Raw genomic sequence first — 26,795 nt, 5'->3', positions numbered from 1 at the left:
GAGCGGGTAAGGCGGTGCGGGGCCGCCTTTTACTCACGTGGACGGTTGAGTTCAGAGGTCCGGGTAGTTCAGAGATCCGGGTACGAGGTGAGGTTGTCGACCTTCTCGGTGGTTTCCGGCTCTTCGGGCAGCTTGCCGGTCACCAGGAAGATGACGCGTCGGCCGACCTCGACGGCGTGGTCGGCGAACCGCTCGTAGAAGCGGCCGAGCAGCGTGACGTCGACTGCGGCGGCAACGCCGTGCTTCCACTCGCGGTCCATGAGGACGGTGAAGAGGTGGCGGTGGAGGTCGTCCATCGCTTCGTCTTCTTCGCGCAGGCGGGCAGCGCGCTCGGGGTCGCGGGTCTCGAGGACGACCTTGGCGGCCGCACCGATGGAGACAGCGATGCGTCCCATCTCGGCGAAGTAGCCGTTGACCTCTTCGGGAAGCACGTGGTTGGGATGTCGGCGGCGCGCGATCTTCGCGACGTGCAGGGCGAGTGCACCCATGCGGTCGATGTCGGCGACGATCTGGATTCCGCTGACCACCGAGCGCAGATCTCCGGCAACGGGAGCCTGCAGGGCGAGCAGCGCAAACGCGCGCTCCTCGCAAATGGTGCTGAGTTCGGTGATCTTGTCGTGTTCGCCGATTACTTGTTCTGCCAGGGACAGGTCTGCCTGGAGCAGGGACTGGGTGGCGCGCTCCATAGCGGCACCTGCCAGTCCTGCCATCTCGCCGAGCGTGTCTGCAAGCTCGGTCATCTGTTCGTTGTAAGCCACGCGCATGAGGTCAGAGCCTACGTGCCGTGAAAGACCAAGTCACAAGCACCAGGTGAACGCAAGGTGAATGAACGCGTGTCAGTCGCAGGTGGTGTCGCCTGCGTTGACGCTGGCGATGTCGGCGGGCAGAGCCGTCGAGGTGCTGGTGTCGACCGATGTCGGATTTGCCGCCAGGATGGTCCCCGGGTCCGCGGGGGCGACGACGGTGCCGGCGAAATTGCTTCCGACGACGACCTCGATCATGTCTCCCATGCTCGGAGCCAGAACGAGAACCGCACCGGGAATCGACGACGCGACAGTGACCGCTTCAGCCTCGTAACCTGCTGCGTAACGCACGACGGTGGTCGACGCTTGAGCATTCGCCAGGCCGGTGGCTGCGCTGAAGTTGCCGACCGTGGAGATCTGGAAACCGTAGGCGGCGAGGCTGTCGGCGATCGTCGCGGCCTGCCCGGCGATTCCCGACGCGTTGGAGACGTCGACCGAGATGTTGTAGGCACTCATCGCTTCGACGGAAGTGGCGGCGGGCGGCGTGCTGGATGTAGGAGCGGTTGTCGTGGAACTGGTCGACGACGGTGTGGTGTCCTCGCGCTCTTCACCCGGAAGCGGTTCGTCGTCGATGATCGCCTGGAAGAGGGACTTGATCTCGTCGGTGCGAGGAATCTCGTTGCCCCAGTCGTTGGTGCCGTCCGTGGGGACCGTCAAGAACGTCACCGCGCCCGCGTCGACGTTCTGCAGCGAACGGCCGAGGGTGACCAGCGACTTCGTGTCGATGTTCTCGACGAACGTGTCGCTGGTGAAGGCGTTGATGAATCCGTTGAGCTTGCTCGGATTCAGGAGGACCTGGTTGGACAGGGCCGAGCGGAGCAGCGCCGACAGGAACTTCTGCTGACGGGTGATGCGTCCGTAGTCGCCGTTACCCTCGGCTTCGACGTGGCGCGCACGCACATAGTTGAGGGCGGTACGGCCGTCGAGCATCTGCGTTCCGCCGGATGCGAGGACGGTTCCGAGGATGCCGTCCTCGATCGGTCCGGGGGAGCAGACGTTCACGCCGCCGACGGTGTCGACCATGCGCTCGAAACCGGCGAAGTCCATTCCGACGAAGTGCCCGATTTTCAGGCCGGACATCTTCTGGATGACCTTGACCAGGCACTTGGGACCACCGAGTGCGTACGTCGCATTGAGCTTGTCGCCACTGGCGGCCGGGAAGGTTTCGCTGGTGTACTTGCCGGCGTCGTTGTCCCAGCCCTGGCAGATCGGACGTTCGACGTCGAGGTCACGCGGGAAGGAGACGGCGACGACGCGGCTTCGGTCGGCGGGAATGTTCACCAGCATGACCGTGTCGGCTCGGGCGCCTTCGGCGTCTTCGACGGTTCCGGCGCCGATCTCACCGCTCGCACCGGCGCGGGTATCGGTGCCGATGATCAAGTACGTCTCGTCGCCGAGCTGGCCCCCGGCGTCGATGATGTCGTCGGACTCGGTGTCGAGTGCCGCAATCTGATCGAAACCGCCTTCGACCGACCGCAGATAACCCCAGACGACGCCGGTCAACGCGAGAGACATGACGGCCAGGAACGCTACCGCCGATCGGCCGATCACTTTTGCGCGATGGCGGCGGCGAATCTTGCTTTGCGCCAGACGGGTAGCGCCGGTGTCACCGACTACCCGCGGCACTGCGGAGGTGACGGGATGTTCTTCGGTGATCCAGTCCGCAGCGGCGGGCGGGACTGTCGAACGCGCGGGAATCGGCCGGGCCGGGGGCGGCGCGGACGCTGATGGAGGTGGAGTCCTGGGTGGCACGGATTTGGTCGGCGCTGCCTTGGGCGGCGCAGCCGGGGCAGGTGGCGGCTTCTTGTCGCCTACCCGTCGGACCAACTCGGCGACCGAAACAGAGTCGTCGGTCGGAGGCGAATCCCGGCGGCCGGTCCGTCCACTGCTGCGACGCTCCGGGGGACTGGGTGGTTGCGGTGCTGGTCGCTGGGGTGTGGCAGGGCGCTGGGGCGTTGCCGGTTGGTCCGGGCGGGCGTTGCGGAACCGCTTGTCTGCGAGCGGACGTTCCCAGGGGGCGCGGCTCTCGGGCGGAGGTGGGCCCGAATCGTGATCATCACCCACCGATGCAACCTGTCCCGTCGTCGACTGTCAGTAACTCGTCATTCAGATGCCGGCGTCAACCGGTTGTCGACGAAGCTGGAGCCATATTACTGGTGAATCCTGAGTGCTTCACTCAGAAAGTGATGAGAGTAATCCGACGGCGTGTTCTCGCTAGCCACCGGAGTGCATCATGTCAGCCCCCACCGGCACAAGATCGTCCTCGGGATCGTCGAGCCAACCTTCCGGAAGTGCTACCTGACCGGGCGAGCCTTGGCGACCCCGCGGGCCTTCGGCGTCCTTGGGGAACGGGACGTCGTGATCGAGCTGTCCGAGCAGGTCGTCCAGTTCGGACAACGTGCTGACCAACGCCATCGAGACCCGCAGATCCGATCCGACCGGGAACCCACGCATGTACCAGGAGACGTGCTTGCGAAGTTCGCGCAAGCCCTTCATCTCACCGTGGTGTGCGGCGAGCAGCTGGGCGTGACGGGCGATGATCTTGGTGACTTCGCCGAGCGTCGGCGGCGTGGCGATCTGTTGTCCGTTGAGAGCTGCGCTGAGTTCCGCGAACAGCCATGGCCGTCCGAGGCAGCCACGTCCGACGACGACGCCGTCGCAGCCGGTCTCGTTCATCATCCGGGCAGCATCCGAAGCATCGAAGATGTCGCCGTTGCCGAGGATCGGAACGTCGGTGACGTGTTCCTTGAGACGCGTGATCTCGTTCCAGTCAGCAGTGCCGGAGTAGCGCTGCGACGCGGTACGTGCGTGAAGTGCGACGGCAGCAGCGCCTTCAGCTGCGGCGATCCGGCCGGCGTCGAGGTGCGTGTGATGTTCGGGGTCGATGCCGACGCGCATCTTCACAGTGACCGGAATATCGGTGCCCTCGGTCGCGCGCACAGCAGCCGCGACGATCTGTCCGAACAGCCGACGCTTGTACGGCAGCGCGGAGCCACCGCCCTTGCGGGTCACCTTCGGGACGGGGCAGCCGAAGTTCATGTCGATGTGATCGGCCATGTTCTCGTCGACGATCATCTTGGCCGCGGCGTAGGTCGTATCCGGGTCGACTGTGTACAGCTGCAGCGACCGGGGCGTTTCGGTCGGGCCGAACGTGGTCATGTGCATCGTGGCCGGCTGGCGCTCGACGAGCGCACGTGCCGTGACCATCTCGCAGACGTAGAGGCCGGACGTGCTGCCTGCACGTTCGAGTTCGAGTTCACGGCACAGCGTGCGGAAGGCGACGTTGGTGACGCCCGCCATGGGGGCGAGGACCACGGGGCTGTGCAGCTCGAGTGAACCGATACGTAGGGATGACATGTCTACCTCTGAACAAATACTTGTGACAATTGGAAGTGCCCGGTACCGAATCCGGTACCGGGCACAGAATAGCTGGTGAAACTAAGAAGCCTGCTGTTCGCGCTTGGCGGCTTCGCGTGCGAGCATGCGATCGCGCTGTTCCTCGAACTTCGTCGCGTTGGCGGCGAGGGTCTCGAGGAAGGCCGCCAACTCTTCGCGCGTGTTCTCGCCTTCGGCGCTGAAATCGTTGCGCTCGAAGATGTTCCACTTGCGCAAGACGGGCCAGACGACCTCGTCGAGGTGCTGGCGAAGGTCGTAGATGCCGTGCTTGGCCATGAGAGCGCCGTTACGACGGAAGTTCGGCATGCCGGCGCCCGGCATCTGGAAGTTCTGGACGATGTTCGCCACAGCCTTGAGAGCCTGATCGGGAGCAAGATCGAGCGCGGCGGCGCAGATGTTGCGGTAGAAGATCATGTGCAGGTTCTCATCAGCGGCGATGCGCTGAAGCATCTTGTCGGCAATCGGCTCGTCGCAAGCCTTGCCGGTGTTGCGGTGGCTGACGCGCGTCGCGAGTTCCTGGAAGGTCACGTAGGCGACCGAGTGCAGCAGGCCGGCGTCGCCCTCGTCGATGGGCGCGCTGTAACCGTTGGTCATGTGTTCCATGCGGAAGCGCTCGAGCTCGACGGGGTCGACTGCGCGCGTGACGACGAGGTAGTCACGCATCACGATGCCGTGACGGTTCTCCTCGGCGGTCCACCGGCCGACCCACGTTCCCCAGGCGCCGTCCTGCGAAAAGTTCTCGGCGATCTCGCGGTGGTACGAGGGCAGGTTGTCCTCGGTGAGCAGGTTGGTGATCATCGCGGCGCGAGCTACCTCGCCGAGCTGTGACTGCTCGAGGCTCCAGTCTTCGCCGCCCATGGCTGCGAAGTTACGACCCTCGTCCCACGGAACGTAGTCGTGTGGATGCCATTCCTTGGCCATGGAGATGTGGCGGTTGACGTTCTCCTCGGCAACCGGCTGCAGCTCTTGTAGCAGCTCCAGCTGCGTCAGAATCCTCGTCATTTCTTGCCTCCATGTTGAGTGAATGCGCGACTTCGCCCCAGCCTACGGCACCGTAGGTTTGAAAAGAATGGCATGAAAATTGCTCCCCTCGAGGGATGTTACCGATCCGTAGTTATCCGGGGGCACTTTCACGACCAAGTCGTTCTTTCGACGTAGTCGCGGAACGTCCGGGAGGGATCGGACAGCTCGCGGCTCTTCGACCAGATCAGCCCTATTTTTCGCTGTGCTCCTTCGATCGGTACGTAGACGACTCCTTCGGCCCAGATCGGTGGATCCTGCACCGGCATGACCGAGACACCGAAGGACGCGGAGACCAGTCCGCCGACCGTTGCCAGCTCGCTGCTCTCGAAGACGAAATTCGGAGTGAATCCTGCGGCCGCGCACAGTTCATCGAGAATTCTTCGCATCCCGAAGTTCGGATGCATACCGATGAACGGTTCGTCGGCCGCGTCCGCAAGCTCGACCGAATGCAACTTCGCAAAGCGATGATCAGCCGGAACAGCCAATGCCAGTGACTGCTGGGCGATCTGCATCCATGCCACCTGCGGATCGCGCGGCTGCGGCGAGACGACGGCCAGGTCGGACGTGCCGGCGGCAATTCTGTCGACCAGGAACTGCGCACTGTCCTGACGCAGTTCGAATCGCACTCCGGGATGCTCGACGCGGTATCCGCGCAGCATGTGCGGCACCAACCAGGTGCCGAACGAGTGGAGGAAGTCGAGCCGGACCGTGCCGCTTTCGGGGCTCGCCAGCGACTGGATTTCGCTCTGCGCCGCGTCGAGTGAGTGAAGAGCGGTGCGAGCGTGTCGGTAGAGGATCTCGCCGTACCGGTTCAGTTCGAGCCGGCGTCCCTGACGGTCGAAGAGCGTCACTCCGATCTGTCGTTCGAGGCGTGCGAGTTTACGCGAGAGTGTCGGCTGCGACAGGTGAGTCAGATCCGCGGTAGCAGTCACCTGTTGGGTTTCGGCGAGAACGACAAACCATTCGAGGTCTTCGGTCAGCATCACGAACCCAATCTATATACCTATGACGCATATAGAACTCCAAGTTTATGCATTTTCTTTTGTCGAAGCGCGGCGGGAGGATTCTTACCGGAGGTAAGTGATGCCTGGAGGTATGTGGTGACTGTCGAGAATGTGATCGAATCCGAAGTGGTGCCGCTTCGCCGCGGAACATCGGGGTATCGCACGGTGACCGTTGCGTTGTTCGCGGCCGGGCTGTCGACATTCATCTCGATGTACGCGGCACAGGCATTGCTGCCTGCGTTCGCCGAAGGCTTCGACGTCTCGCCCGCGGTGTCTGCACTTTCGGTCTCGGCGACGACGGGCATGTTGGCGTTGGCGATCATTCCGGCCAGTGCGCTCTCCGAGCGGTTCGGTCGCACACGGGTGATGATCGCGTCGGCGTCGGCATCCTGTGTGATCGGTTTGCTTCTGCCGCTCAGTCCGACGATCGAGGTTCTGCTGATCGGACGCGCGGCACAAGGCTTGGCTCTGGCGGGGGTCCCGGCGGTAGCGATGGCCTATCTGGCCGAGGAGGTCGATCGGAAGGACCTCGGTGCAGCGATGGGAAGGTACGTAGCCGGCACGACGATCGGTGGGCTGATCGGACGGCTGGTTCCGTCGGCCGTCGTCGATTTCAGTACGTGGCGCTGGGCATTGGTGACTGCGGCCTTGCTGTCAGCGTTGTTCGCGCTCAACATGATCCGGAAGCTTCCCGCGTCGAAGTTCTTTCGCTCGCAGCCGGTGTCGGTGCGTGCGATCGCATCGAATCTACGACGCCACCTTGCGAACCCGTCGCTGCGCACGCTTTTCGCCTTGGGGTTCATCCTCATGGGCGGATTCGTCTCGATCTACAACTTCCTCGGGTTTCGGCTCACGGCAGCTCCTTTCGGACTTCCTGAAGCACTTGTCGGCCTGGTCTTTCTCTTCTACCTCGCCGGAACTTTCACCTCAGCGGTAGCCGGCGGGGCCTCGGACCGGCTGGGTAGGCGCAGTGTTCTGCTCGGCTCGGTTGTTGTCATCGGTATCGGTCTGGCACTGACCGTTCCGGACAATCTGGCGTTGACTCTCGTGGGGATGCTGCTCTTCACCGGAGGATTCTTCGCGGCACATTCGGTGGCCAGCGGTTGGGTGGGGCTGATCGCGACCGATCACCGGGCCGAGGCGTCGGCGTTGTATCTGTTTGCCTATTACGCGGGTTCGTCCGTGGCGGGCGCCCTCGCTGGTCTCGCGTACGCGGGCGGCGGTTGGGGTGGGGTCAGTGCCTTTGTGGGCGCGCTGCTGTTGGTTGCGTTTGCGTTGTCGCTGAGGATGTTTCGATCTTCGACGGTTGACTGAACAGAGCACTGCGGCGACCCCGAACGGGATCGCCGCAATGCGTTCTGTCTAGCGTTTTACTTCTTGCCGCCGCCGAGGAGGCCGCCGAGCAGGTCTCCGAGGCCGCCGCCACCGGATCCACCCAGGATGCCGCCGAGTGCGCCGCCGATGCCGCCGCCGGAATTGCCGCCGCCGCCGAGAATTCCGCCGAGGAGATCCCCGAGCCCGCCGCCACCGGAGGCCTGGCTCTGCGCGCCGGCGCCGCCACCGGTGAACTGCTTGGCGAGGTAGGCCAGGACGATGGGAGCGAGGATCGGCAGCAACTGCTTCACCAGATCGTTTCCACCGCCGCCGCCGACACCGCCCAGTGCGCTGGCGACCTGATCGGTGTTGCCGCCGAAGATGTTCGAGACGATCTTCTGACCGTCAGAGGTGTCGACTTTGCTGATGTCGACGCCGTCGTCGAGAAGGCTGGTGTCGGCGTGCGACTGCAGCGCACTTTCGAGTGAGGCTGCGCCTGCGGGATCCTGAGCGTTGGCGCCGAGGCCACCGACGAGGGTCGGAAGTGCAGTCTTGACCGCCGATTCGGCAGTTGCCTGGTCCACGCCGAGTTGCTGCGCGATCTGGTCGATGGGGATCTGGGATAGAAGGTCGTCAAGCGATGCCATTGATGCCCTACCTCTTCTGGGGTACTACTCGTCAGTACCCGGCTGTTGCAGACACTAGTGAATGTCGGCGTCGACGGTAACCCTCCGGTTGCCGAGCGGTCAGGCTCGGGTCTTCTCGCGGGGGACCAGACACGCTAGGAGAGCGAGAATCAGTCCGCCGGCCGTCAAGATGAATCCTGTCTGATTTGTCAGGATCGTGGAGTAGTTTTCCCTGATGACATTGTCGAATTGATCGTTCACTCGGTAGTAGAACGTGCCCAGAGTTCCCAATCCCACGATGATTCCGATCCACGCTGAAATACGAGAACCGAACAAAGCGGCGATCAGAATCAATACGGCTGCAGCGAGCAGAAGTATCGCCATCGAACGGTAGAAGGTCACGGACTGATCGCCGAGTTGCTCGATTGCCCACCCGGCCGGAAAACCGTCCCGCAGGTCCTCGAGGCGAACGTTGTTGGGTTTGACCCCGGCCAGTACGTACATGAACGAGCCGACGGCAACGGCGATTCCACAAATGAGCAGAACCAGATGAACTAACGTGCGCATGCCACTCTCCCTGTGTTCGGAGTTCGGTAACGCGGTCGTCGCCGAGCCTAGCTGTGTCGCGGGTGTCAAGCTCGGTATCGAGCGTGCAGAATCGTCTCCATGCCCGACAACATGCGTCGACTCGAAGAGATCTCGCTGTCCCTGCCGGAGGCGGAGCGCGTCGACATCGAAGCGTGGGACGGCCACCCGACCTTCCGGGTCCGCGGCAAGAACTTCGTGTTCTGCAACGTCGAAGCCACCTCCTTGACCGTCAAGTTGAGCAAGGAGGAGGCCGAAGCGGTGGTGGCCACCGAACCAGGCGCAAGCGCTGCCGGCTACGGTCTCGGTCGCCACGGGTGGGTTGCGCTCGACATCGGCACCGACGTTTCCGAGGAGAAATGGTCGCAACTGGAGGAGTGGATCTACACCTCGTTCACCCTCGTTGCTCCGAAGCGGCTTGCCCGGATCGTTCTCGATGCGGATGAGGAACGCCCGTAACGGATAGATTCGTCAGTACAGACGCCGACTAGACGAGGATTTGTCATGACGACACCGGAAACTTCACCGGCCACCGCAAAACCGGGCATGCCGCCGTGGGCGAAGAAGGCCATCGGGATCGCAGTGATGGCGGTGGTCCTGGTCATCGCTTACTTCATCCTTGCCGCCTTCCTTCCGCGTTGGTGGGCGCAGCGAATTGCGTCGTTGGCGAACGGCAGCTTCAGCGCCGGAATCGCGTGGGGACTGCTGTTCGGTCTCGTCTGCACCCTGGTCCCGCTCATCTTCTTCCGAGCGGTCTGGCAGGTGCGCAAGCGCAAGCATGCTCGAATCATCCAGATCACGGCTCTCGCGTTGGGTGTGATCTTCGCGCTGCCGAATCTTCTCTCTCTGACAGTTGTTCTCGGCAACAACAATGCAGCGCATGCGGGCGAGCGGATCCTCGACGTCGACGGCCCCGGTTTCCGCGGAGCCTCCGTTGTCGGTGCAGTCCTGGGCGTTGCGTTGTTCCTGGGTCTTGTTGCGCTCGGCTACATGTACAAAAAGCGTGGCAAGGATCTCGACAAGATGCGCGGTGAGCTCAAGCAACACGAGCCGCAGAGTAAGGGCGAGGCTCCGGCCCCGGAAATCTGAGTCAGCTCTTCGACCGAGTGCTCAGGCCGACACCGACTCCGACGGTTCCCGCCGCCACCAGTCCGGCGAGCGGGACCGCCCAGTGTCCGGCAAATGTGCAGGCGAGAACCAGGATTGCGCTCACCGGTAGAACAGCCTGCTCGATCCTGTCACGCTTGAAGTGTCGTGAGTGCATGAGCCACACGAAGATCAGGAACATCGCGGCGGGGATCGTGACCGCGGCAGATGCTGCGAACGTCGAAATGTGCGCCTCGCCAACTGCTTCCTCGACGGCTACTTCGATGCCGGCGCCGATGGCCGCAGCGGATCCGAATACGAAGTAGTGCCCGTATCCCCACAACAGGACGGCGCGATTGCCCTGGTCTGCGAGGTACTCGTGGATCGGGACGGCGAAGTAGATCCACAACGCGGAGAACACGATCAGAACTCCGCCGACAGCAATCGGAATCAGTAGGTCGGCGGCGTCGAAATCACGAATGCCGGATTGGACCGCGATGGTGGCGGCAGCAATGGTTTCGCCGAGCATGATGATGGTGAAGAGGCCGTAGCGTTCGGCGATGTGTTGCGGGTGCCACGGAGTCTGATGGTTGCGCTCGGCGATTGCCGGCACCGCGAGTTCGGCGATCATGAGAACGAAGAAGCCGGGTATCCACGCCGACGCCGGCATCAGGAGCAGCACGATCCAGCCGGCCTGGACGATCACGAGCCCGGCGGCGTATTGCAGAGCAGTGGTTCGCGCTGCGCCGGATTCACCGCTGGCGGCTCGAAGCCATTGGCAGGTGAGCGCAATTCGCATGATGAGGTAGCCGACGATGGCCGTCGTACGGTCGGTTCCGTCGAATGCGTCGGGGATTCCGGCGGCGAAGACGAGCACGCCACAAATCTGTACGAAGGTCGCGACCCGGTAGGGGACGTCGTCCGTGTCGTAGGCAGACGCGAACCAGGTGAAGTTCACCCACGCCCACCACAGCGCGAAGAAGACGAACATATAACCGGCGATGCCGTCGACGTAGTGGCCCTCGGCAACAGCATGCACCAGTTGAACTCCGGCCTGTGCGGCCGCAACCACGAAACACAGGTCGAAGAACAGTTCGAGTGGCGTCGATGCGCGATGGTTCTCGTCGCGGCTGCGTGCGCGCATCCGGATGATCGGCATAACGGCCCGGCCGTGGCCCGCGCCTGTACTGGTGTGTTCTGTCATCGTCCCCACCTTGCTCCGACGTCTAGTGCAGGAGCGCAGTCTAGGGCGAATTCCGTCGGGTCGACGAATGAGACATTTCGCCCCTCACCACACGAGAACGGGTTTGATGACGCGCCCCGACGCTTGATCTTCGACTGCTTTGTTGATGTCGGCGAATGCGTAGCGCGTCACCAAGCGGTCGATCGGAAACCGGCCACCAGTGAAGAGTTCGACGAGTTCGGGGATGAACGTCGAGACTTCCGACTCTCCTTCGATGCATCCTCGAATTGTCTTTCCGCTCAGCATGATGTCGGCCATGTTCATCTCGACCGTGGATGCTCCGAGTCCGACTACTGCCAGTGTTCCCCGTGCTCGAAGTGATGTGACGGCTTGATTGATCACGGAGCCGATTCCGGTGGTGTCGAGGGAATGTGTCGAACCTCCGTCGGTGGCGGCGCGTACTGCTTCAACCGCGTCCTTGGTGGTCGGGTCGACGGTGACGGCGCCGAATTCCTCGGCGAGTTCGCGCCGCTGCGCAACGGGGTCCACGGCGACCAGGGTGGAAACGCCGGCAGCCCTCGCCGCCAGCAGCGCTGCGAGTCCGACGCTGCCTGCCCCGAAAACGGCAAACGTCGAGTCGGGCTCGGGGCGAAGTAGATTCAGCACGGCACCCGCGCCGGTTTGAAACCCGCAGCCGAGCGGAGCCGCGACGGTCAGGTCCACCGCAGGATCGACGACGACGGTGTTGTCGGCAGAGGCGATGACGTATTCCGCGAAGCTGGACTGGCCGAAGAATGCGGACCGTATCGGAGTTCCGTTTCGCCGGACCGGCGTCGAGCCGTCGGTGCGTGCGCCAGAGCTGTTGAGCCCGTGTGAGCTTTCGCAGTACGCCCGATGGCCGTTGAGGCATTGCCTGCATACACCGCAACTGCGGTAGCTCAGCAATACGTGATCACCAGCCGCGATGTTGTCGATCGACGAGCCAACGGCTTGCACCACGCCGGCGCCTTCGTGTCCGAACACGCAGGGCCCGAGCTTTTCCGGTAGCACCGTCTTCGTGAACAGATCCGTGTGGCACAGGCCTGTCGCGACGATGCGAACCAGGATCTCGTCTGCGCGGGGTTCGTCGATCTCGACGGTGTCGAGTGTGAAGAGGGAGTGCGGGCCGTGTGAGAGCGCCGCTGTCATCTGCATGGCGGACGTCGAATTCTGTTCGGCGCGAATCACGCTCGCTCGAGCAGGAAGTAGTAGTGCTGTCCGCCGTCGAGAACCAACGCCGATTTTCCGTTCATGATGCCCATGAGCGTCGAATCGTCGACTTTCTTGAAATGGTCGAAGATCGGCGCGCCGTCGTAGACCATCGTCGCCGTGACTTCGCCACGAAACTCGATGTTCCACAGACTTGCCTCGCCATTGCCGCTCTTGACGTCGGAGTAGAGGTTGCCGTCTTCGTCTCGGCAGATCAACGGCTTGGCATCCTCGACGGAATTGAAAGTCTTGCCGTACCAGCGGCTCGCGAACAGTTTTTCGTGCAGACGATGACCGGTGGCGAAGTCGTCGCCCTTCCATTCGCCGAGGATTTCTTCGGCGGCAACGGTTTCCAGCGCGGCCCACACTTCGTCGAGTTCTGCTGGTGAAACACCACTTTCCGATCCACGGAGCCGGGTGAATGCGGTTCGAGCGTCATCGAGATTCATGTCTCTCCTTGCGTCGGCGGGTGAGTTGGCCGAAGTTCGCGAACCAAATTGTTCGTCAACTCTGCACGCTACGCCGAACCGGATGGTTCGGCAACGGTCGATTCGTTCTAGGCTGTGAACATGCGCTCAGCAGGGGAAGCCACGAGAGACCGCATTCTGGCGGCCGCAAAGGACGAATTTGCGACGTACGGCCTGGCCGGCGCGCGGATCAATCGGATCGCCGCGCAAGCGCGTGCCAGCAAGGACCGTCTCTACGCGTACTTCGCGAGCAAGGAAGAGTTGTTTTCTGCCGTCACTGAGCAATGGACGTCCGAAACCACAGCGGAGACAGCGCTACGAGGTGATGATCTGCCGGGGTATGCAGGTCGACTCTTCGACAACTACGTCGCGCATCCCGAGAACGCTCGATTGCAGCAATGGGCGGATCTCGAAGCACCGGACGTCATGAGCGAGGACGACATACGAAGCAAGACGTTCCGGCCGAAGGTAGCCGAGATTCGCAAAGGTCAACTCGAGGGACACATCGACCCCGAGTGGAATCCCGCGGAGTTGATTCTGTTGATCACCGACATCGCCCGGATGTTCGCGCTCAAGTCGTCCCGTCCCGTCGCTCAGCGTCGCGAGGCTGCGGTCGGGGCGGTTCAGCGGTTGATCGCGACGTGACGAACCGGATGTGCAACGTGATCAATGGCCAACGCCGCGTTCCCTTGTGCTCTCGCACGAGGGGACGCGGCGTTGAATTCCAGTTCGGAGCGGGTCAGAGCTTGACCGACGGCTGACCACTCCTGATACGACTTACCTCGGATCGAGCGAATTCGACTCGGCCGGTGTTGGTTCCGTGGGAGTCTGCCAGAGCGTCGGCGAGGTCTGCCGCGGCTTCGAGGACGTATTCGGCGCGTTTACGGGCCGCGTGTCCGCCTGCAGATTTGCGGAAAGCCCTGCGTGCCTTGTGGTCGCCGCACAGAGCGACGAATTCTTCGTCCGTGATGACACCACGGTCGACTTCCGGTGCCAGGATGTCGCTCAGGAACTGGCGTTCACGTGGAACCGTCATTCGAAACACGCGGACCACGAGGGTCAATGCAGCGGCGACCATGACAAAGAAGAGCGGAAAGAGGAGTGCATTCTTGCCTTGTGTCAAGGCACCGGCGGAATCCCACAGGCCGTGGAGCAGCATCGCGGTCGCCATCAGCGCGAGTCCGCGCCCCACACGACGCGGTTCCGCCGGCCGTCCCAGTAGATAGACGAGTCCGGCACCGAAGATCGCACTGTACAGAGTGTGTGCGGCCACTCCGAATACCATGCGGAGGATGATCGTCGGCATTGCAGCGCCGACCGGATCGGCTCCGAACTGCGACGCGGCCGAGTTCAAGGCGTACAGAACGTCTTCGAAGATCTGGAAGCCGAGTCCGATGAAGGCGCCGAGGATGAATCCGTCGAATGCGGTGCGCACCAATCGAGATGCCAGTGCGATGAGCAGGAGCAACCCGATGCCCTTGGCGATTTCTTCGGTGAACGGAGCTGTCAGGCCGGGGCCCCAGTCCGATGCCCACGCCTGTCCGAATGTCTTGGCGTACAAGGACAAGATGGCGTCGTTGGCGTTTGCGGCCATCACCCATGTAGCGGCGAAGCTGCCCCACAGGAACGCAACGACGATCAGTTTGACCGGTTGGCGCGCGTACCTGTCGATGTGCTGCGTGAACCACCAGAAGATGGCGCCGTACACACCGAACAGCACCAGCGAAAGCGCGATGGCTTCTCCGTAAGCGCCGGCGGACGACGACAGCAGCGAGAAGAATTTGAAGGCGCCGCTCACCACCAAAGCGAGGTAAACCCAGAAAGCGGCGTTGCGCGGCTGGTAGAACGTGAACGACCTACCCCAACCGGAGTTCTCGATCGCACCGGCGCGGGTGAGGAGATCGTTTGCGGGTTGTGTTGTGGGAGTGCTCATCAGGAACCCTCTCCGGCTCGGTGGCTGATGCTCACGATCATGTGAGCAATGTCGTCCGTGATGGTCGGAGCCACATCGCTCGGCCCGGTGGAGACAACTTCGATGCCTTTTCCGTCGACGACAAATGCTGCGATCACGCCGTCGGCAGTCGAGTTCGAGTAGCTGGTGATGACACCACGAATGCCGCTCGCCGTGGTGATCGAGGAAGAGTCGCCGCTGACGCGCAAAGACTCTGCTGTTGCCAGGGCGTCCGAGGTCTTCTTGATCTGTTCGAGTAGAGCGTTCGCGTCACCGGCGAAGGGTGCCGTGTAGACGGTGAACAGTGCACCGCTGTTCACCAGAGTTGCGCGCTGCGGGAACGAACCGGAGACGGGAGCATCAGTTTCGCGGACCCCGTCTGTGATTCCCCAGCCGACGGCGGGAACGAAGGTGATGCCGTCTTTGAGTTCCATGACATCCCCGGCCACGACTTCGTCGTCGTAGGCGACAGAGTTGTTGACGGCCGGGATGAGGATGCTCATGACTATCGCAACGGCCAGCACTATCGCTGCCGGGATGATGGTCGCTCGGTCCAGGCCGAACCATCTACGGTCGACGGGAACCCAGCGATCCTCGGGTTCGAATGGCGTCCGCGGCGGGTCGTCCCGCACTGTGGTTTCCGTTTCGGTCATGTTTGCCCGGGCTTTCGTGAGTGCTTGGTAAGGCGTTCGCGGGCCGCAGTATCCGATTTGTACTGCACGCCGTTTGTGCTGGGTCGACAGCGAATCTGAGGAGTGCGCCTCAGGGGGGTAAAAGTACCAAACAGAACGATTCAGGCAGGACGTGAACCTGGACATCGCTTTGGGGGAGTTTCGAAAGGCGCCGGCCCCGGCGTCTGCACGATGTTTACGTGATTCTCAGTATTAGTGCGTAGCTTGGTCGTTGGCTCGTTGACGCCCTCGGGATGTTGACGTGCCGCCCAAACTATTGTTGTCGACTGTTCAGATACTGGTGAGCTAAAGGATCGCGGCCGGCCACCCGTACTGAATATCGTCGACACTCAGCGTGTTCCTTAGACGCGCGCACCTGTTCAGTATCTGGAGTGGAACCGTGTCTCAGTGGCCGTGCCAATGAAGATCTCGAAGAAGGTAGCCCTGGTGCTGGTGGCTGCATTCGCGTTGGCGTTGGGTTCGGCGGAAGTCGGAACCGCCCGCGCAGACACGTCTGTCCGGGTGAGTGTGGCCGGTCATGTTGTGAGCGCCGGACACTTCGAGCAAGTGCGGCGCCCCAACCGGTGTGTGAAGGCTGGGCCGGGGAAGTCGAAACCGAGCGAGCAGAAGTCCACGAATCGCAGTGGGCGTCGAGGTAGCGGGGGATGCTTCTGACGGTGGTTGCGAAGTTCCGCAATCAGCCGTCCTGAATCTGTAACACGTTCTAATCTTGCGTGATGGACGTGACCTATGAGGGGACCAAACGCGAAGTCGCTACCGACAAGGGGACTTTGCGCTTTCACGAGGCGGGCGATGGTCCGCCGTTGATCCTGTTGCACGGCTCAGGGATCGGTGTGAGTGGTTGGCGGAACTATCGGGGGAACCTCGAGGTATTCGCGAAGCATTTCCACCGCTACATCCTCGAGTTCCCGGGTTTCGGCGTGAGCGATCCCGTCGACGGCCATCCGGTGATCACGGCAGCGTCGTCGGTGATCCGATTCATGGACGCGCTGGGAATCGAATCGGCTGCGATGATCGGCAATTCGATGGGTGGGGTAGTCGGCGTCAACGTCGCGATGAGGTTCCCGGAGCGTGTCTGCAGGCTGGTCACCATCGGTGGCGTCGGCCCGAACATCTTCAGTCAGAATCCAAGTGAAGGTACCCGTCTCCTGCAGGACTTCGCCGACGCTCCCAGCCGTGAGAAGTTGGTTCGATGGCTCGAATGCATGGTGTACGACAAGACTGTCGTCACCGAGGCGCGGATCGAGGAACGATGGGAAACGGCCAACGATCCGGCCTCGCACCAGGCATTGACCGCGATGTACGGATCCAAAGCCTTTGCCGCTCAGCAGCAGATGATGTCCAACTCGGATGTGCCGCCGTACTGGTCGATGATGCACAAGGTGCAATGCCCGACCTTGCTGACATGGGGGCTCGACGACAGGCAGTGTCCACCGGACATGCCGATGATTCCGATGCGACTGATTCCGAACGCCGAACTGCATGTATTCCCGAACTGCGGGCACTGGGTGATGATCGAAGCCAAGGAGGGAATGAGGCGCCGGGTCTGTGTTTGTGCCCCCAGTAGGACTCGAACCTACGACCTGCGGATTAAAAGTCCGTAGCTCTACCAACTGAGCTATAGGGGCGCGGCGCAGAGTCTAACGGGACCGCAGAGTCCGTGAAAACACCACCCCCATCAGAAGGGCGATTCCGATGACGGCGATGGTCCCGCCCGTGCGATGCAGACCCGCGTCGTCGATGGTTCCGCGCATGGTCAGCTCGATGACGACGGCCGCAAGGTTGGCGCCGATGTACTGGATTGTTCGGTACAGGCCGATCGCGGTCCCGACGTCGGCGGAGGTGGTCACCGAGTTGATCAGGTTCTGGTTTCCCATGTTGTTGAAGCCGTTGGGGATGCCCAGGATCGCCGCTATCAGCAGGAGTGCCACAAGGGGAGTCGAACTAGATTCGACAAAGGCGATCAGAATCCCGCCGACAGCCAACGCGGCGGTGCCGATCAGGAGGGTGATTCGTGCGCCGAATTTCCCGTACACCCTGGACGCGGACATGGTCGCGAAGATCCCGACCGCAGCGACGGGCAGCATGAAGAGCCCGGCGCTGATCGGTGACATTCCGCGGGCTACCTGTAGCCACTGGGGGAGTCCGAAGAAGATGCAGTAGAACGCTGTGTAAGTCAGCAGGGTCCGGCCGAGAGTCATGCTCAGTGCGCGGTTTCGGGCGACGGCACGGACGTCGATGAACGCCGAGGCGGTTCGACGTTCCCACCAGACGAACAGGAACGCGAAGAGGGCCGTCGACGGGACGAGATACCACTTCGCGTGCTCGGCGAGAGACAGGAGAAAAAGCATCGTCGACGTCGTCAGGGCCAGAAACAGCGTGATACCGAGTGGGTCGAGTGACTTGAACAACGCAGTGGCGCCGGCCCGGTCGGGCAGGGCGGAGTCGCTCGGAGCGGCGAAGAAGACCCATATGGCAGTGACGACGACAAGCGGGAGGTTCACCCACATGATCGACTGCCAACCGAGTGTGCCGACCAGCAACCCGCCGAGAGTAGGCCCCAGCGCGACGACCGATTGAGCGCAAATGGTGAGTGTTGCTATAGCTGAACGGGTTTGAGCCCGGTGGCGGTCAGCGTATTCGCGGATGACGGTCATCGCGTTCGGATACTGTGTCGCCGTGCCGATTCCGAGCAGAATTCGCGCCGCGATAAGCCAACCCAGTGACGGGGCGAGCGAGCCGAGGATCGATCCGGCAGCGATCAGACCCAATCCCGCCAGATAGACGCGTTTGGCGCCGAGGATCGATCCGAGTCGCCCCGCCGCCGGTGCCGTGACTGCAGTCGCGATGTAGAGAGCCGAGATGACCCACGCTGTGCCCGAACTGGAACCGAAGTATGTGGCGATCGGGACGATTGCCACCGCAATCATCGACGAGTTCAGTGCCTGAAGAACGGTTCCCGAACCGAGAGCAAGACTCAGTTTCAGGGGAACGGAGGCTTGGGGTGTCGACGTTTCGACGACGGCGGTCACGGGTTCATCAGTGACTCCTCTGATATCGATGTCGATGCTGGGGACGCGCCCTGGCCTAGTCTGCGCAGGATTCGGCCGGCGATCAGAAGCAAGTCACGCTCGGCTTCGGTGCACTCGGCGTCGATGACCTCGGCCAGCCACTGCGTGCGTTTCGTTCGGTCTTCGTGAAGGGTCGACGTGCCTAGTTCGGTCATCGTGACCAAGGCCGCGCGGCCGTCCGATGGATCCGCCCTTCGCGTCACCATGCCCTGTTCCTCGAGCGCGGCCACGGTCTTTGCGATGGATTGCGGTGTGACGCGCTCGAATTTCGCCAACTCTTTTGCGGTCAACGGACCTTGTCGGTCGAGGTGGCCGAGAGCTTGGATCTGGCTCGGCGTGAGTTTGTGGTCGTGGCGTTTGGTGCGGAGACGCCGGACGAAGGCACCCAGATCGTCCCAAAGTACGTCGATCTCGTCCCGAGTCTTGCTGCGACCCTCGCCATCGTTCATTTAGACAGTCTAACTGTGTTATTTCGATGCTGCTAGCACGGTTTCGACAAAAACTGGGGAATAAACAATCGCATTAGTTGTTTAAAACCTTGGGATTGCCGTTCATCCGTCGGCGAAGCAGTTCCGTCTGCGAGGTCGGATTATCGGAATCTCGGACACGAAAAAGCTCGGATGCGCACCCCCTGCGGCGCACCCGAGCGGCCAAAACCATACCACTTGGTGTCTTTTGGGCATAAAGTCGGTTGTTGTCCCCCGAACAGCCGATTGCCTCTAGTACTTTTGGCGGGTATCGCTCTAGTCCTTACGTAGGGTGTGTTGGAGGGGATATTGTGAGGTTTCGGGGGATGACAGGCGCCGATCACGGCGATTCTGCGTACCAACTCTGCGAGAGGCACAACACCGTAAATGGCACGTCAACAAGAGCGTGCGCGGCGTACCCGCGCCGCCCTGGTCGAAGCGGCTGCAGTCGAATTCGCCAAGCGCGGCTATGCAGCTGCGTCGGTGAACACGATCCTCGAGGGCTCCCGCGCCACCAAAGGCGCCATGTATTTCCATTTCCAGTCCAAGGAAGAGTTGGCGCGAGCGGTTCTGACCTCGGCTATCGAAACCTTCACTGGAATCACTGATCGTTGGGCCAAGAGAACAGACCTCGATCCATTCGTCGCATTGCACGGGCTCGTGCTCGACATTGCCGAGGTCTTCCGTGCCGAGGTAATCGTGCAGGCGGAATTCCGGCTGATCATCGAGCCGGAGTTCTACAAGGATGTGCAATCTGGTGGCGGGCAGGTCTGGGGAAAGACCGCCTACGAGTTGGCATTGCGCGCCAAGGACGACGGTTTGCTCCGCGAAGACGTGGACCCGGAGAAATTCACGCGCGTACTGGCAGCGAGCCTTGCCGGCCAGCGGTACATGGCGGACCTGATTGCCTCGAGTGGGGATCTGGGTGTGTGGTTCGAGGAGTCCCTCGAAGTGGTGCTCGAAGCCATGGCCACACCGGAGTGGTTGGAGAAGTTTCATCGCGACGGCTGGCCGCAAGTCGAGTTCCCCGACGCGGAATAGTCCACTTTTCGCCCATGACCAGGCGATTTGTGATTTCCGAACGCTGTGCCATAAGCTATCCAAGCTCCCAACGGAACGCCGTTGGGGTACTAGTTCGGAGAGATCCGGCGGGCCCCCTTCGTCTAGCGGCCTAGGACGCCGCCCTTTCAAGGCGGTAGCGCGGGTTCGAATCCCGTAGGGGGTACGTTTTGCGAAAGCGAAACGATGCAGTATGGTTTGACCCGCACGACACGCTTTGAGATGCACAAATGCCAGGCCAGGACAGTGGTTTGGGAGCGGCTCGAAGATGTAGTACGGTTTCACAGCAAGGAAAAAGCAAGGCCCTGTGGCGCAGTTGGTTAGCGCGCCGCCCTGTCACGGCGGAGGTCGCGGGTTCGAGTCCCGTCAGGGTCGCAAAGCTTTGTTCTCAATCAATTGGTTGAGAACAAAGCAATGCGATAGGCATTCGGTTCGGGTGCCGTCCGGCCAGGTAGCTCAGTTGGTACGAGCGTCCGCCTGAAAAGCGGAAGGTCGCCGGTTCGATCCCGGCCCTGGCCACCATAATTCTTATCGACAAGCTCCAATCTCATGTTCTTCGAACATAAGGTTGGAGCTTTTTCGTGTTCGGATGTCAGTCGCCGTCAACCACTCGGCCCGATCATCTCAGTTGTGCGCATCCTTTGTCTCCGTGAATATTTCCGGTCACCGGGAACGTGCTGGGCGTCACTCCACGGAGGACATCACTATTAGCCGATTGCGGCCGATCCGTGGCTGCGTCTACTGGAAGTGAGGTGGAATCTCCGTGTCGCACTCGAGATCTTGGCGCATCGGGAAAGTCAGCCGGGTCGCCGTCGCGTTGCTCGGTACCGGGGTTCTGTTGGTGGGCTGCGCGAGCAACGGTGACGACAGCGGGACCGATACGACGAACACGTCGGGGGACGTCGTGACCGGCATGGTCAACGAGCAACCGGACCCGGGCGACGCGGTCGCCGGCGGGACCATGACGTACGGCGTGCAGGTGCTCGTTCCCTCACTCGACCCGACCAAGACGGCAGCGCGCGGCGGTTCCGGCGGTGAGGCCTTCGCTGCGGTGTACGACGTCCTGATGAGTTACGACACTGCGAGCGGCGAGTTCGAGCCCAAGTTGGCTGAATCGCTCGATACCAGCGACGACGGAAGCACGTGGACGTTGAAACTTCGCGACGGTGTGAAGTTCAGCGACGGTTCCGCGCTCGACGCCAACGCCGTGATTGCAAGCATCGATCGGTACAACGCGGGCAAGGGCAATGGCGCCGAGTTGTGGCTGGCTTCGGTGGAATCGGCGCAGGCAAGCGGTCCCACGACGGTCGACTTCAAGCTGAAGACGCCGTGGATGCGCTTTCCGTCGATGCTCGCTCTCGGGCACGGGATGATCGTCGCCCCGAGTTCGCAGCAAGGCGACAAGTTCACCGCGGTGGGTGCCGGACCCTTTACCGAAGATCTCTTCACGCCGAGCGTCGAGCGAATCTTCAAGGCCAACCCGTCCTACTACGGCGGCGCTCCCAAGCTGGACAAACTGCGGATGGTTGCACTCAACGGTCCGCAGGCCAATCTCGAATCATTGAACAGTGGTCAGCTCGATGTTGCCTACATTCGCGGCCTTACTTCGGCGATCAATTCCGCCAAGTCCGCTGGTTACCCCGGCTACATCGACGTGCTCAACGCCGGTAGTGCCGAGATTGTCAACAATCGTGAAGGCCGACCGGGCTCGGATGTTCGCGTTCGCCAGGCTATCGGCTACGCGCTGGACACCACGTTGATCGATCAGCGCGTGGAAAACGGTGAGGGACTGCCTGGCTCGGAGTTGTTCGGTCCGACGTCGCAATGGCACGTAGACACACCGGGTATTGCCTACGACCCCGAAAAGGCCAAGGAGCTTCTGAATCAGGCGAAGGCAGACGGATACGACGGCGCGCTCGACTACGTCGTGCTCAGTGAGCCCAAGGACCACGCGATCGGCCTCGCCGTGCAGTCACTGTTGCAGGCCGTCGGGTTCGAGGTGAACTTGATCTTGGCCAACAACGCCGGCGACATCGTGCAGAACGTCTACGTCAAGCACGATTTCGACCTGGCGCACGCGGGCATCGGAATGTACGAGTCGATTCTCGATCTCGGATTGTTCTCCACGACCAACAGCACCTCGATGGCGAATACTGCTGGATATGCGAACCCGGCGATGGATCAGCTGATCGCAGATCTACAACAAGCCAAGGATAATTCGTCGACCCTGGCGATCATCGGCAAGATTCAGACGCTGTGGAACGAGACGGTTCCGTCGGCGCCGATCGGCGGGCTCACGTCGTTCTGGGCTTGGCAGAAGAACGTGCACGGTGTGGTTCCGACTGCAACCGGCATCATGCTGTTCGATCAGGCATGGATGGGCGCGAAGTAGCGTTCCAGCGCACACCGAGAGCCCCGTCCGACGCGAGTCGGGCGGGGCTCTTTGGTGTCTACGTCGGCTAGCGTTGCGCAACCCTTTCGATCAGGATGATTGAATTGAAATATGTTGTTGGTCAATATGATTCGCCGATCGTGATTTGACTTGTTTAGCGTCGCCCGCATAGATTGCATCCACCATCCAGAGTGGCTGAGAGACCTGGCTCGATGATGCCGCAGCAACCCGCTTCGTTTGCGCAGTGTGGGTGCTACCGCCAGGACCGATGGAGGACGCATGACTGTATTTGCCGTGGGTATCGAACTGGACGGCGAGGGCACTCACCCCGCTGCCTGGCGCCGAAGCTCACATCGCCCGGATCAGTTGCTCACGGGTAAGGCCGTGCGCGATCGCGTCGCGGCTGCCGAGAATGCGGGCTTCACCTTCGCGACGTTCGACGATTCCATCCTCCCTCCGAGTGGTGACGTTGTCGGCCGCATCGATGCCGTCTCCAGGGCGTCATACGTGGCGGCGACGACCAGCACGATCGGACTGGTCCCCGTCGTCGGGACCACGTACGCCGAACCGTTCCACACCTCTTCGCAATTGGCGACATTGGACTACTCCTCGCGTGGGCGTGGCGGCTGGCTTGCTGTTCCGGTCGAAGACGATGCCGCGGCGAGGGCGTGGGGGAGGGCTCCGGTAACGACGGAATCGGCGCGTCAGCAGGAGCAGCGGGATTCGGTTACCGTCGTGACAGATCTCTGGGATTCGTGGGAGGACGACGCCGTCGTCCGTGACTATCTCAGTGGGCGTTTCCTCGAGCGTGATCGTCTGCATTACGTCAATTTCGAGGGCGACACCTTCTCGGTGAAGGGGCCGTCAATCGTTCCGCGGCCGCCGCAAGGCCAGTTGGTGGTGTTCGGCCGCTACGGCGACATCGAACCACACCAGGCCGATGTTGTTCTCGTTTCCGGTGATTCGGTGGAGGCCATTGCACAGTCGGCTGCCAAGGCGCGCGATGAGGGCGCGTCATTGGTGGTCGCCGAGGTCGATGCGGCATTCGATACGCCGAATCTGTCTGCGGCGCAGCGGTTGATCGAGCTGAACTCGCACGGGAATGCCGTCGTCACTGGCCGACTGCTCCTGGCTGCAGATCCGGGGGAAGCGGCCGTGGTTCTGAAGGAATTGGCCGGACACCTCGACGGTGTTCATTTCCACGCTCTCGTGATCGACGAGGACCTTCCGGTGCTGGCCAAATTCGTTCTTCCGGCGCTGTCGAAGTCCGGGTTGACGCGACGCCCGGTTCCGGGATCGACTCTGAGGGGCAACCTCGGCCTGCAGCGGCCCGCAAATCGATTCGTCCACTCCTCCTGACTTGACTTCGCACTAAGGACATTTCGGCTATGACTGCATCACGCTCCGCCGTACCTCGACCCGACGCTCACGTTCACTTCGGCGTCTTCTTCCAAGGGGTCAACCACACCACCATCTGGTCCGATTCCTCGAGCGGATCCCAGATCGACTTCGAGACGTTTCGGCGCTTGGTACTCACCGCCGAGCGAGGTCTGTTCGACGCCTTCTTCCTCGGTGAGGGCCTTCGCCTTCGCGAGCAGAACGGCAAGATTCTCGATCTGGATATCGCCGGCCGCCCCGACGCTATTGCACAGTTGGCCGCCCTCGCCGGTATCACCGACAAGATCGGGTTGGTCGCGACACAGAACACCACATACAACGAACCGGCCGACCTCGCCCGTCGACTCTCCGGCCTCGATCTACTTTCCGACGGACGGGCCGGCTGGAACGCGGTGACCACCGACAACGCTTGGACGGGAGAGAATTTCCGTCGCGGTGGTTTCCTCGACCACGCCCTGCGCTACGAGCGTGCCGGGCAGTTCATCGAAACCGCGCGGGCACTGTGGGATTCGTGGGCCGACGACGCGATCTCGGACTCTCGCACGTCCGAGAACTGGTCGACTCCGGGAGCCGTGAGCGACGTACGCCGCCAGACTTCGCAGTTCGACATCACCGTGACGCCGACGCTTCCCCGCAGCAGACAGGGACATCCGGTCATCTTTCAAGCGGGCGATTCGCCGACTGGACGCGATTTCGCGGCGACGCACGCCGACGTCATCTTCTCGCGACACGGGACGCATTTCGACGGCGCGCTCGATTTCGCCGACGACATTCGGGCTCGGTTGCGTAGCGTCGGGCGACCGGAGGACGACGTCAAGATCCTGCCCAGCACGCAGATCGTGTTGGCGGAGAACGAGTCCGAGGTCGAGGAGAAGGCGCGGTGGGTCCTCGAAGGTCAGTTCACCGGCCAAACCGCACTGTCCCTCGTCGGATTGGTGTGGGGGAAGGACCTTTCCGACCGAGACCCGGACGGTCCACTACCGGAGGAAGATCCGGTTGCGCGCCCGGTGTCCGAGACGCGCGGTTCCGCGCGAGACGGCAACGACCCCATTGCGATTGCACGTGAATGGCGGGCTCTCGCCGAGGCAAAGAACCTGTCGCTACGTCAGGTCGCCATCGAGACCTCGCAGCGTTCGGGTTTTGCGGGCACCCCGGGGCAGGTCGCAGATCAGTTGGTCCATTGGGTGCGCAACGGAGCTTCGGACGGCTTCAACATCTCGCCGTACCTGGTGCCGACCGGGCTCGACGAGATCGTCGACTGGTTGATCCCGGAACTGCAGGAGCGTGGGGCGTACCGCACCGAGTACTCCACGTCGACGCTGCGAGAGCACTTGGGGTTGCGACCGCCGCTCACGCGTCGGGCCGCGTCTGAAGCTGCGGGGTAACGGGTCCTGTCCCACACGGTCACAGCGGCGGCCGAATCCACCAAGCTCGATTCGGCCGTCCGCTGGGAGATCATCGTCTGCGTAGCCGCGGGCTTCACCACTCTTCTCGATTCGGCGGTGCTCGGAATCGGGGTTCCGTCGATCCGGGCGTCGCTGGGCGCGTCGACCTCCGAGGTGCAGTGGATCCTTGCGAGCTATTCGCTGACTTTCGGCTTGGCCCTTGTGCCGGCGGGCCGACTCGGTGACGTCGTCGGGCGTCGACGCTTGTTCTTGGCGGGGCTGAGCATTTTCGCTGTGATGGGAATCCTCGGAGCATGTGCGTCGGATCCGTCGATGATCGTGTTGGCTCGTCTTGGGCAGGGGATCGGCGCAGGCACCATCAGTTCGCAGGTGCTCGGCATCATCACCGACCGGGTGTCCGGAAAGGCTCGGGCGAAGGCGTTAGGCGCGTACAGCACCGCGGGTGGTCTGGCCGGCGTTTCCGGACCGATCCTCGGTGGCGTTCTGCTGAAGTATTCCGACTCCGACTTCGGATGGCGGTTGCTTCTCGTTCTCAACGTGCCGTTTGCCGTGATCACTCTGATTTTGGCGTTTCGCTTTCTGCGCCGTGATCGAACTACCCGATCAGGCGCATCGATCGATCCGGTTGGGCTGTGTCTGCTGGCGACTACGACCGGGCTCCTGTTGTGGCCCATCGTGACCCGAACCAGTGTCACTGTGGCTGCGGCTTTCCTGATCGGTGCGTTCGGCGCTGCCGTTGCCTTCTGGTTCTGGGAACGTCGGTACGCCGAGCGCGGCGGGACGCCGGTACTGCTTCCGTCGTTGATCGCCTCACGGGGCTTCCGGTTGGGTACGACGGTTGCACTCTTCTGGTTCGGATCCATCCTCGCCGTCAACGCGGTGCTCAGCCTCTATCTGATCGAAGGTTTGGGCTTCGCCCCGCTGAGTGCGGCGTTGATCATGACCGGTAGCTCACTCGCGATGGCATTGACGTCGGCTCTCGGATGGCGGCTGGTTGCCAGGTTTGGCCGAAGTGCAGTGGTTTTTGCCATAGTCGGCGAGATCCTTGTCATCCTCGGGTACATCGCAGCGGTCAATCTGATTCCGCGGGAACATCTGATCCCGGTGCTGGTGGTCCTGGCGGTGTTGTCGGGAGTTGCCAGCGGTTTGGTCGACGCGCCCAATCGGGTGCTGACTCTCGAATATGCACCGCCGGGCGCGAACGGTGTTGCGGCGGGTTTCCTTCAACTGTCTCAGCGCCTGTCAGCGACCATCTCGCTGGCCGCGGTATCGGGGTTGTATCTCGGTGTACTCGGATCGTCGCCCGACGGATACGGACGTGCGTTCGGGATCGCGCTTGCCGTCTGCGTGGTCATGTTGACGCTCTCGTTGGCGGGGGCGGTGGCAGACCGACGCCGGCGAAGGACGTGACCTGGTATTTCGTGGGTCTCCATGGACCTCGGGAGGCCGAGCCCGTGTGACTCATGGGACTTGTGTTACCCATGGGTTAGGAGTCGTGGGACGATACTTGTGTGGTGACCGGTCGCAGTGAAGACAAGCCCAACGGTCGCGGGAGTGGAGAGCCAGTTAACTCACCCCGTGGATCGTCGGACAAACGTGACCGCACATCGACACCCTTCCGCGC

Annotated in this window: 24 protein-coding genes, 4 tRNA genes, 1 pseudogene and 1 riboswitch; of the genes and pseudogenes, 14 read left to right on the top strand and 15 right to left on the bottom strand. The window is 62.1% G+C overall.

The window, feature by feature from the left end:
• Positions 1-68 precede the first annotated feature (68 nt).
• The 5 genes from phoU to AC1DVN_RS01055 all read right to left on the bottom strand — a co-directional run bounded on the left by phoU (position 69) and on the right by AC1DVN_RS01055 (position 6,208).
• Positions 69-764, bottom strand: a complete 696-nt coding sequence (phoU, locus tag AC1DVN_RS01075) for a phosphate signaling complex protein PhoU (protein ID WP_003940130.1) — start codon at positions 762-764, stop codon at positions 69-71.
• Between the two features lie 72 nt (positions 765-836).
• Positions 837-2,867: an LCP family protein gene (locus AC1DVN_RS01070; RefSeq protein WP_477993177.1), complete on the bottom strand. Its 2,031-nt coding sequence runs from the start codon at positions 2,865-2,867 to the stop codon at positions 837-839.
• Positions 2,868-3,017: 150 nt separating this feature from the next.
• Positions 3,018-4,160, bottom strand: a complete 1,143-nt coding sequence (gene dusB / locus AC1DVN_RS01065) for a tRNA dihydrouridine synthase DusB (protein WP_003939756.1) — start codon at positions 4,158-4,160, stop codon at positions 3,018-3,020.
• An 81-nt stretch (positions 4,161-4,241) separates the two neighbouring features.
• Positions 4,242-5,201 carry an acyl-ACP desaturase gene (locus tag AC1DVN_RS01060; RefSeq protein ID WP_003940492.1) on the bottom strand — a complete coding sequence of 320 codons (960 nt, stop codon included), beginning with the start codon at positions 5,199-5,201 and terminating at the stop codon, positions 4,242-4,244.
• A 128-nt stretch (positions 5,202-5,329) separates the two neighbouring features.
• The gene (locus tag AC1DVN_RS01055) at positions 5,330-6,208 is read right to left on the bottom strand and encodes a LysR family transcriptional regulator (protein ID WP_477993175.1); all 879 of its coding nucleotides are present in this window, start codon (positions 6,206-6,208) and stop codon (positions 5,330-5,332) included.
• 114 nt (positions 6,209-6,322) lie between these two features.
• Between AC1DVN_RS01055 and AC1DVN_RS01050 the strand changes: the two genes are divergently transcribed.
• The gene (locus tag AC1DVN_RS01050; protein ID WP_477993173.1) at positions 6,323-7,540 is read left to right on the top strand and encodes an MFS transporter; all 1,218 of its coding nucleotides are present in this window, start codon (positions 6,323-6,325) and stop codon (positions 7,538-7,540) included.
• A gap of 56 nt (positions 7,541-7,596) precedes the next feature.
• On the opposite strand, the gene AC1DVN_RS01045 is transcribed toward AC1DVN_RS01050, so the two are convergent.
• Positions 7,597-8,187 carry a DUF937 domain-containing protein gene (locus AC1DVN_RS01045; protein WP_477993171.1) on the bottom strand — a complete coding sequence of 197 codons (591 nt, stop codon included), beginning with the start codon at positions 8,185-8,187 and terminating at the stop codon, positions 7,597-7,599.
• 99 nt (positions 8,188-8,286) lie between these two features.
• Entirely contained in the window at positions 8,287-8,733 is a 447-nt protein-coding gene (locus AC1DVN_RS01040) for a hypothetical protein (protein WP_020970602.1), read from the bottom strand.
• Between the two features lie 99 nt (positions 8,734-8,832).
• Between AC1DVN_RS01040 and AC1DVN_RS01035 the strand changes: the two genes are divergently transcribed.
• Positions 8,833-9,210 carry an MmcQ/YjbR family DNA-binding protein gene (locus tag AC1DVN_RS01035; RefSeq protein ID WP_007733864.1) on the top strand — a complete coding sequence of 126 codons (378 nt, stop codon included), beginning with the start codon at positions 8,833-8,835 and terminating at the stop codon, positions 9,208-9,210.
• 45 nt (positions 9,211-9,255) lie between these two features.
• Positions 9,256-9,840: a hypothetical protein gene (locus AC1DVN_RS01030; RefSeq protein WP_020908915.1), complete on the top strand. Its 585-nt coding sequence runs from the start codon at positions 9,256-9,258 to the stop codon at positions 9,838-9,840.
• Between the two features lies 1 nt (position 9,841).
• Here the strand turns inward: AC1DVN_RS01030 and AC1DVN_RS01025 are convergent, their stop codons facing one another.
• The 3 genes from AC1DVN_RS01025 to AC1DVN_RS01015 form a co-directional block, all read right to left on the bottom strand.
• A complete protein-coding gene (locus AC1DVN_RS01025) occupies positions 9,842-11,041 on the bottom strand; it encodes a low temperature requirement protein A (protein WP_078377362.1) in 1,200 nt (399 codons plus the stop codon).
• A gap of 84 nt (positions 11,042-11,125) precedes the next feature.
• Complete coding sequence (locus AC1DVN_RS01020) at positions 11,126-12,214, bottom strand: NAD(P)-dependent alcohol dehydrogenase (protein WP_477993383.1); 1,089 nt, start codon at positions 12,212-12,214, stop codon at positions 11,126-11,128.
• A 29-nt stretch (positions 12,215-12,243) separates the two neighbouring features.
• Positions 12,244-12,717 (bottom strand): DUF4334 domain-containing protein, encoded by a 474-nt coding sequence (locus AC1DVN_RS01015; RefSeq protein WP_019745072.1) that lies wholly within the window; start codon positions 12,715-12,717, stop codon positions 12,244-12,246.
• A 120-nt stretch (positions 12,718-12,837) separates the two neighbouring features.
• Here AC1DVN_RS01015 and AC1DVN_RS01010 point away from each other — a divergent pair, with 120 nt between their 5' ends.
• Positions 12,838-13,380: a TetR/AcrR family transcriptional regulator gene (locus AC1DVN_RS01010; RefSeq protein ID WP_029256113.1), complete on the top strand. Its 543-nt coding sequence runs from the start codon at positions 12,838-12,840 to the stop codon at positions 13,378-13,380.
• Between the two features lie 94 nt (positions 13,381-13,474).
• Here AC1DVN_RS01010 and AC1DVN_RS01005 read toward each other — a convergent pair whose 3' ends face one another.
• Entirely contained in the window at positions 13,475-14,668 is a 1,194-nt protein-coding gene (locus tag AC1DVN_RS01005) for a PrsW family intramembrane metalloprotease (protein WP_019745070.1), read from the bottom strand.
• Positions 14,668-15,339: a hypothetical protein gene (locus AC1DVN_RS01000; protein ID WP_046379179.1), complete on the bottom strand. Its 672-nt coding sequence runs from the start codon at positions 15,337-15,339 to the stop codon at positions 14,668-14,670. Before AC1DVN_RS01000 ends, AC1DVN_RS01005 begins: the two co-directional genes overlap by 1 nt.
• Positions 15,340-15,765: 426 nt before the next feature.
• Between AC1DVN_RS01000 and AC1DVN_RS00995 the strand changes: the two genes are divergently transcribed.
• Both AC1DVN_RS00995 and AC1DVN_RS00990 read left to right on the top strand, forming a co-directional pair.
• A complete protein-coding gene (locus tag AC1DVN_RS00995; protein WP_134999848.1) occupies positions 15,766-16,032 on the top strand; it encodes a hypothetical protein in 267 nt (88 codons plus the stop codon).
• A gap of 62 nt (positions 16,033-16,094) precedes the next feature.
• Positions 16,095-16,925 (top strand): annotated as a pseudogene (locus AC1DVN_RS00990) (alpha/beta fold hydrolase); the annotation flags it as partial.
• A gap of 8 nt (positions 16,926-16,933) precedes the next feature.
• Here the strand turns inward: AC1DVN_RS00990 and AC1DVN_RS00985 are convergent.
• The 3 genes from AC1DVN_RS00985 to AC1DVN_RS00975 all read right to left on the bottom strand — a co-directional run bounded on the left by AC1DVN_RS00985 (position 16,934) and on the right by AC1DVN_RS00975 (position 18,898).
• A tRNA-Lys gene (locus tag AC1DVN_RS00985) sits at positions 16,934-17,006 on the bottom strand.
• Between the two features lie 12 nt (positions 17,007-17,018).
• Entirely contained in the window at positions 17,019-18,410 is a 1,392-nt protein-coding gene (locus AC1DVN_RS00980; protein WP_355329650.1) for an MFS transporter, read from the bottom strand.
• Positions 18,407-18,898: a MarR family winged helix-turn-helix transcriptional regulator gene (locus AC1DVN_RS00975; protein ID WP_021345391.1), complete on the bottom strand. Its 492-nt coding sequence runs from the start codon at positions 18,896-18,898 to the stop codon at positions 18,407-18,409. The genes AC1DVN_RS00980 and AC1DVN_RS00975 overlap by 4 nt, the downstream gene beginning before the upstream one ends.
• Positions 18,899-19,303: 405 nt before the next feature.
• Here AC1DVN_RS00975 and AC1DVN_RS00970 point away from each other — a divergent pair, with 405 nt between their 5' ends.
• The 8 genes from AC1DVN_RS00970 to AC1DVN_RS00935 all read left to right on the top strand — a co-directional run bounded on the left by AC1DVN_RS00970 (position 19,304) and on the right by AC1DVN_RS00935 (position 26,581).
• Positions 19,304-19,957 (top strand): TetR family transcriptional regulator, encoded by a 654-nt coding sequence (locus AC1DVN_RS00970; protein ID WP_020908905.1) that lies wholly within the window; start codon positions 19,304-19,306, stop codon positions 19,955-19,957.
• 111 nt (positions 19,958-20,068) lie between these two features.
• Positions 20,069-20,141, top strand: a tRNA-Glu gene (locus AC1DVN_RS00965).
• Positions 20,142-20,276: 135 nt separating this feature from the next.
• Positions 20,277-20,350, top strand: a tRNA-Asp gene (locus AC1DVN_RS00960).
• 70 nt (positions 20,351-20,420) lie between these two features.
• A tRNA-Phe gene (locus AC1DVN_RS00955) sits at positions 20,421-20,497 on the top strand.
• 241 nt (positions 20,498-20,738) lie between these two features.
• Positions 20,739-22,367 carry an ABC transporter substrate-binding protein gene (locus AC1DVN_RS00950; RefSeq protein ID WP_445386716.1) on the top strand — a complete coding sequence of 543 codons (1,629 nt, stop codon included), beginning with the start codon at positions 20,739-20,741 and terminating at the stop codon, positions 22,365-22,367.
• 179 nt (positions 22,368-22,546) lie between these two features.
• Positions 22,547-22,642: riboswitch (SAM riboswitch) on the top strand.
• Positions 22,643-22,646: 4 nt separating this feature from the next.
• Complete coding sequence (locus AC1DVN_RS00945; protein ID WP_477993167.1) at positions 22,647-23,726, top strand: LLM class flavin-dependent oxidoreductase; 1,080 nt, start codon at positions 22,647-22,649, stop codon at positions 23,724-23,726.
• 29 nt (positions 23,727-23,755) lie between these two features.
• Positions 23,756-25,150, top strand: a complete 1,395-nt coding sequence (locus tag AC1DVN_RS00940) for an NtaA/DmoA family FMN-dependent monooxygenase (RefSeq protein WP_021345386.1) — start codon at positions 23,756-23,758, stop codon at positions 25,148-25,150.
• Between the two features lie 69 nt (positions 25,151-25,219).
• The gene (locus tag AC1DVN_RS00935; protein ID WP_195849623.1) at positions 25,220-26,581 is read left to right on the top strand and encodes an MFS transporter; all 1,362 of its coding nucleotides are present in this window, start codon (positions 25,220-25,222) and stop codon (positions 26,579-26,581) included.
• Positions 26,582-26,795: the final 214 nt, after the last annotated feature.

The organism is Rhodococcus sp. P4_E4 (assembly GCF_056401575.1).
The sequence above is the reverse complement of the archived record's forward strand: the minus strand, read 5'-3'. Positions and strand labels throughout refer to the sequence as shown.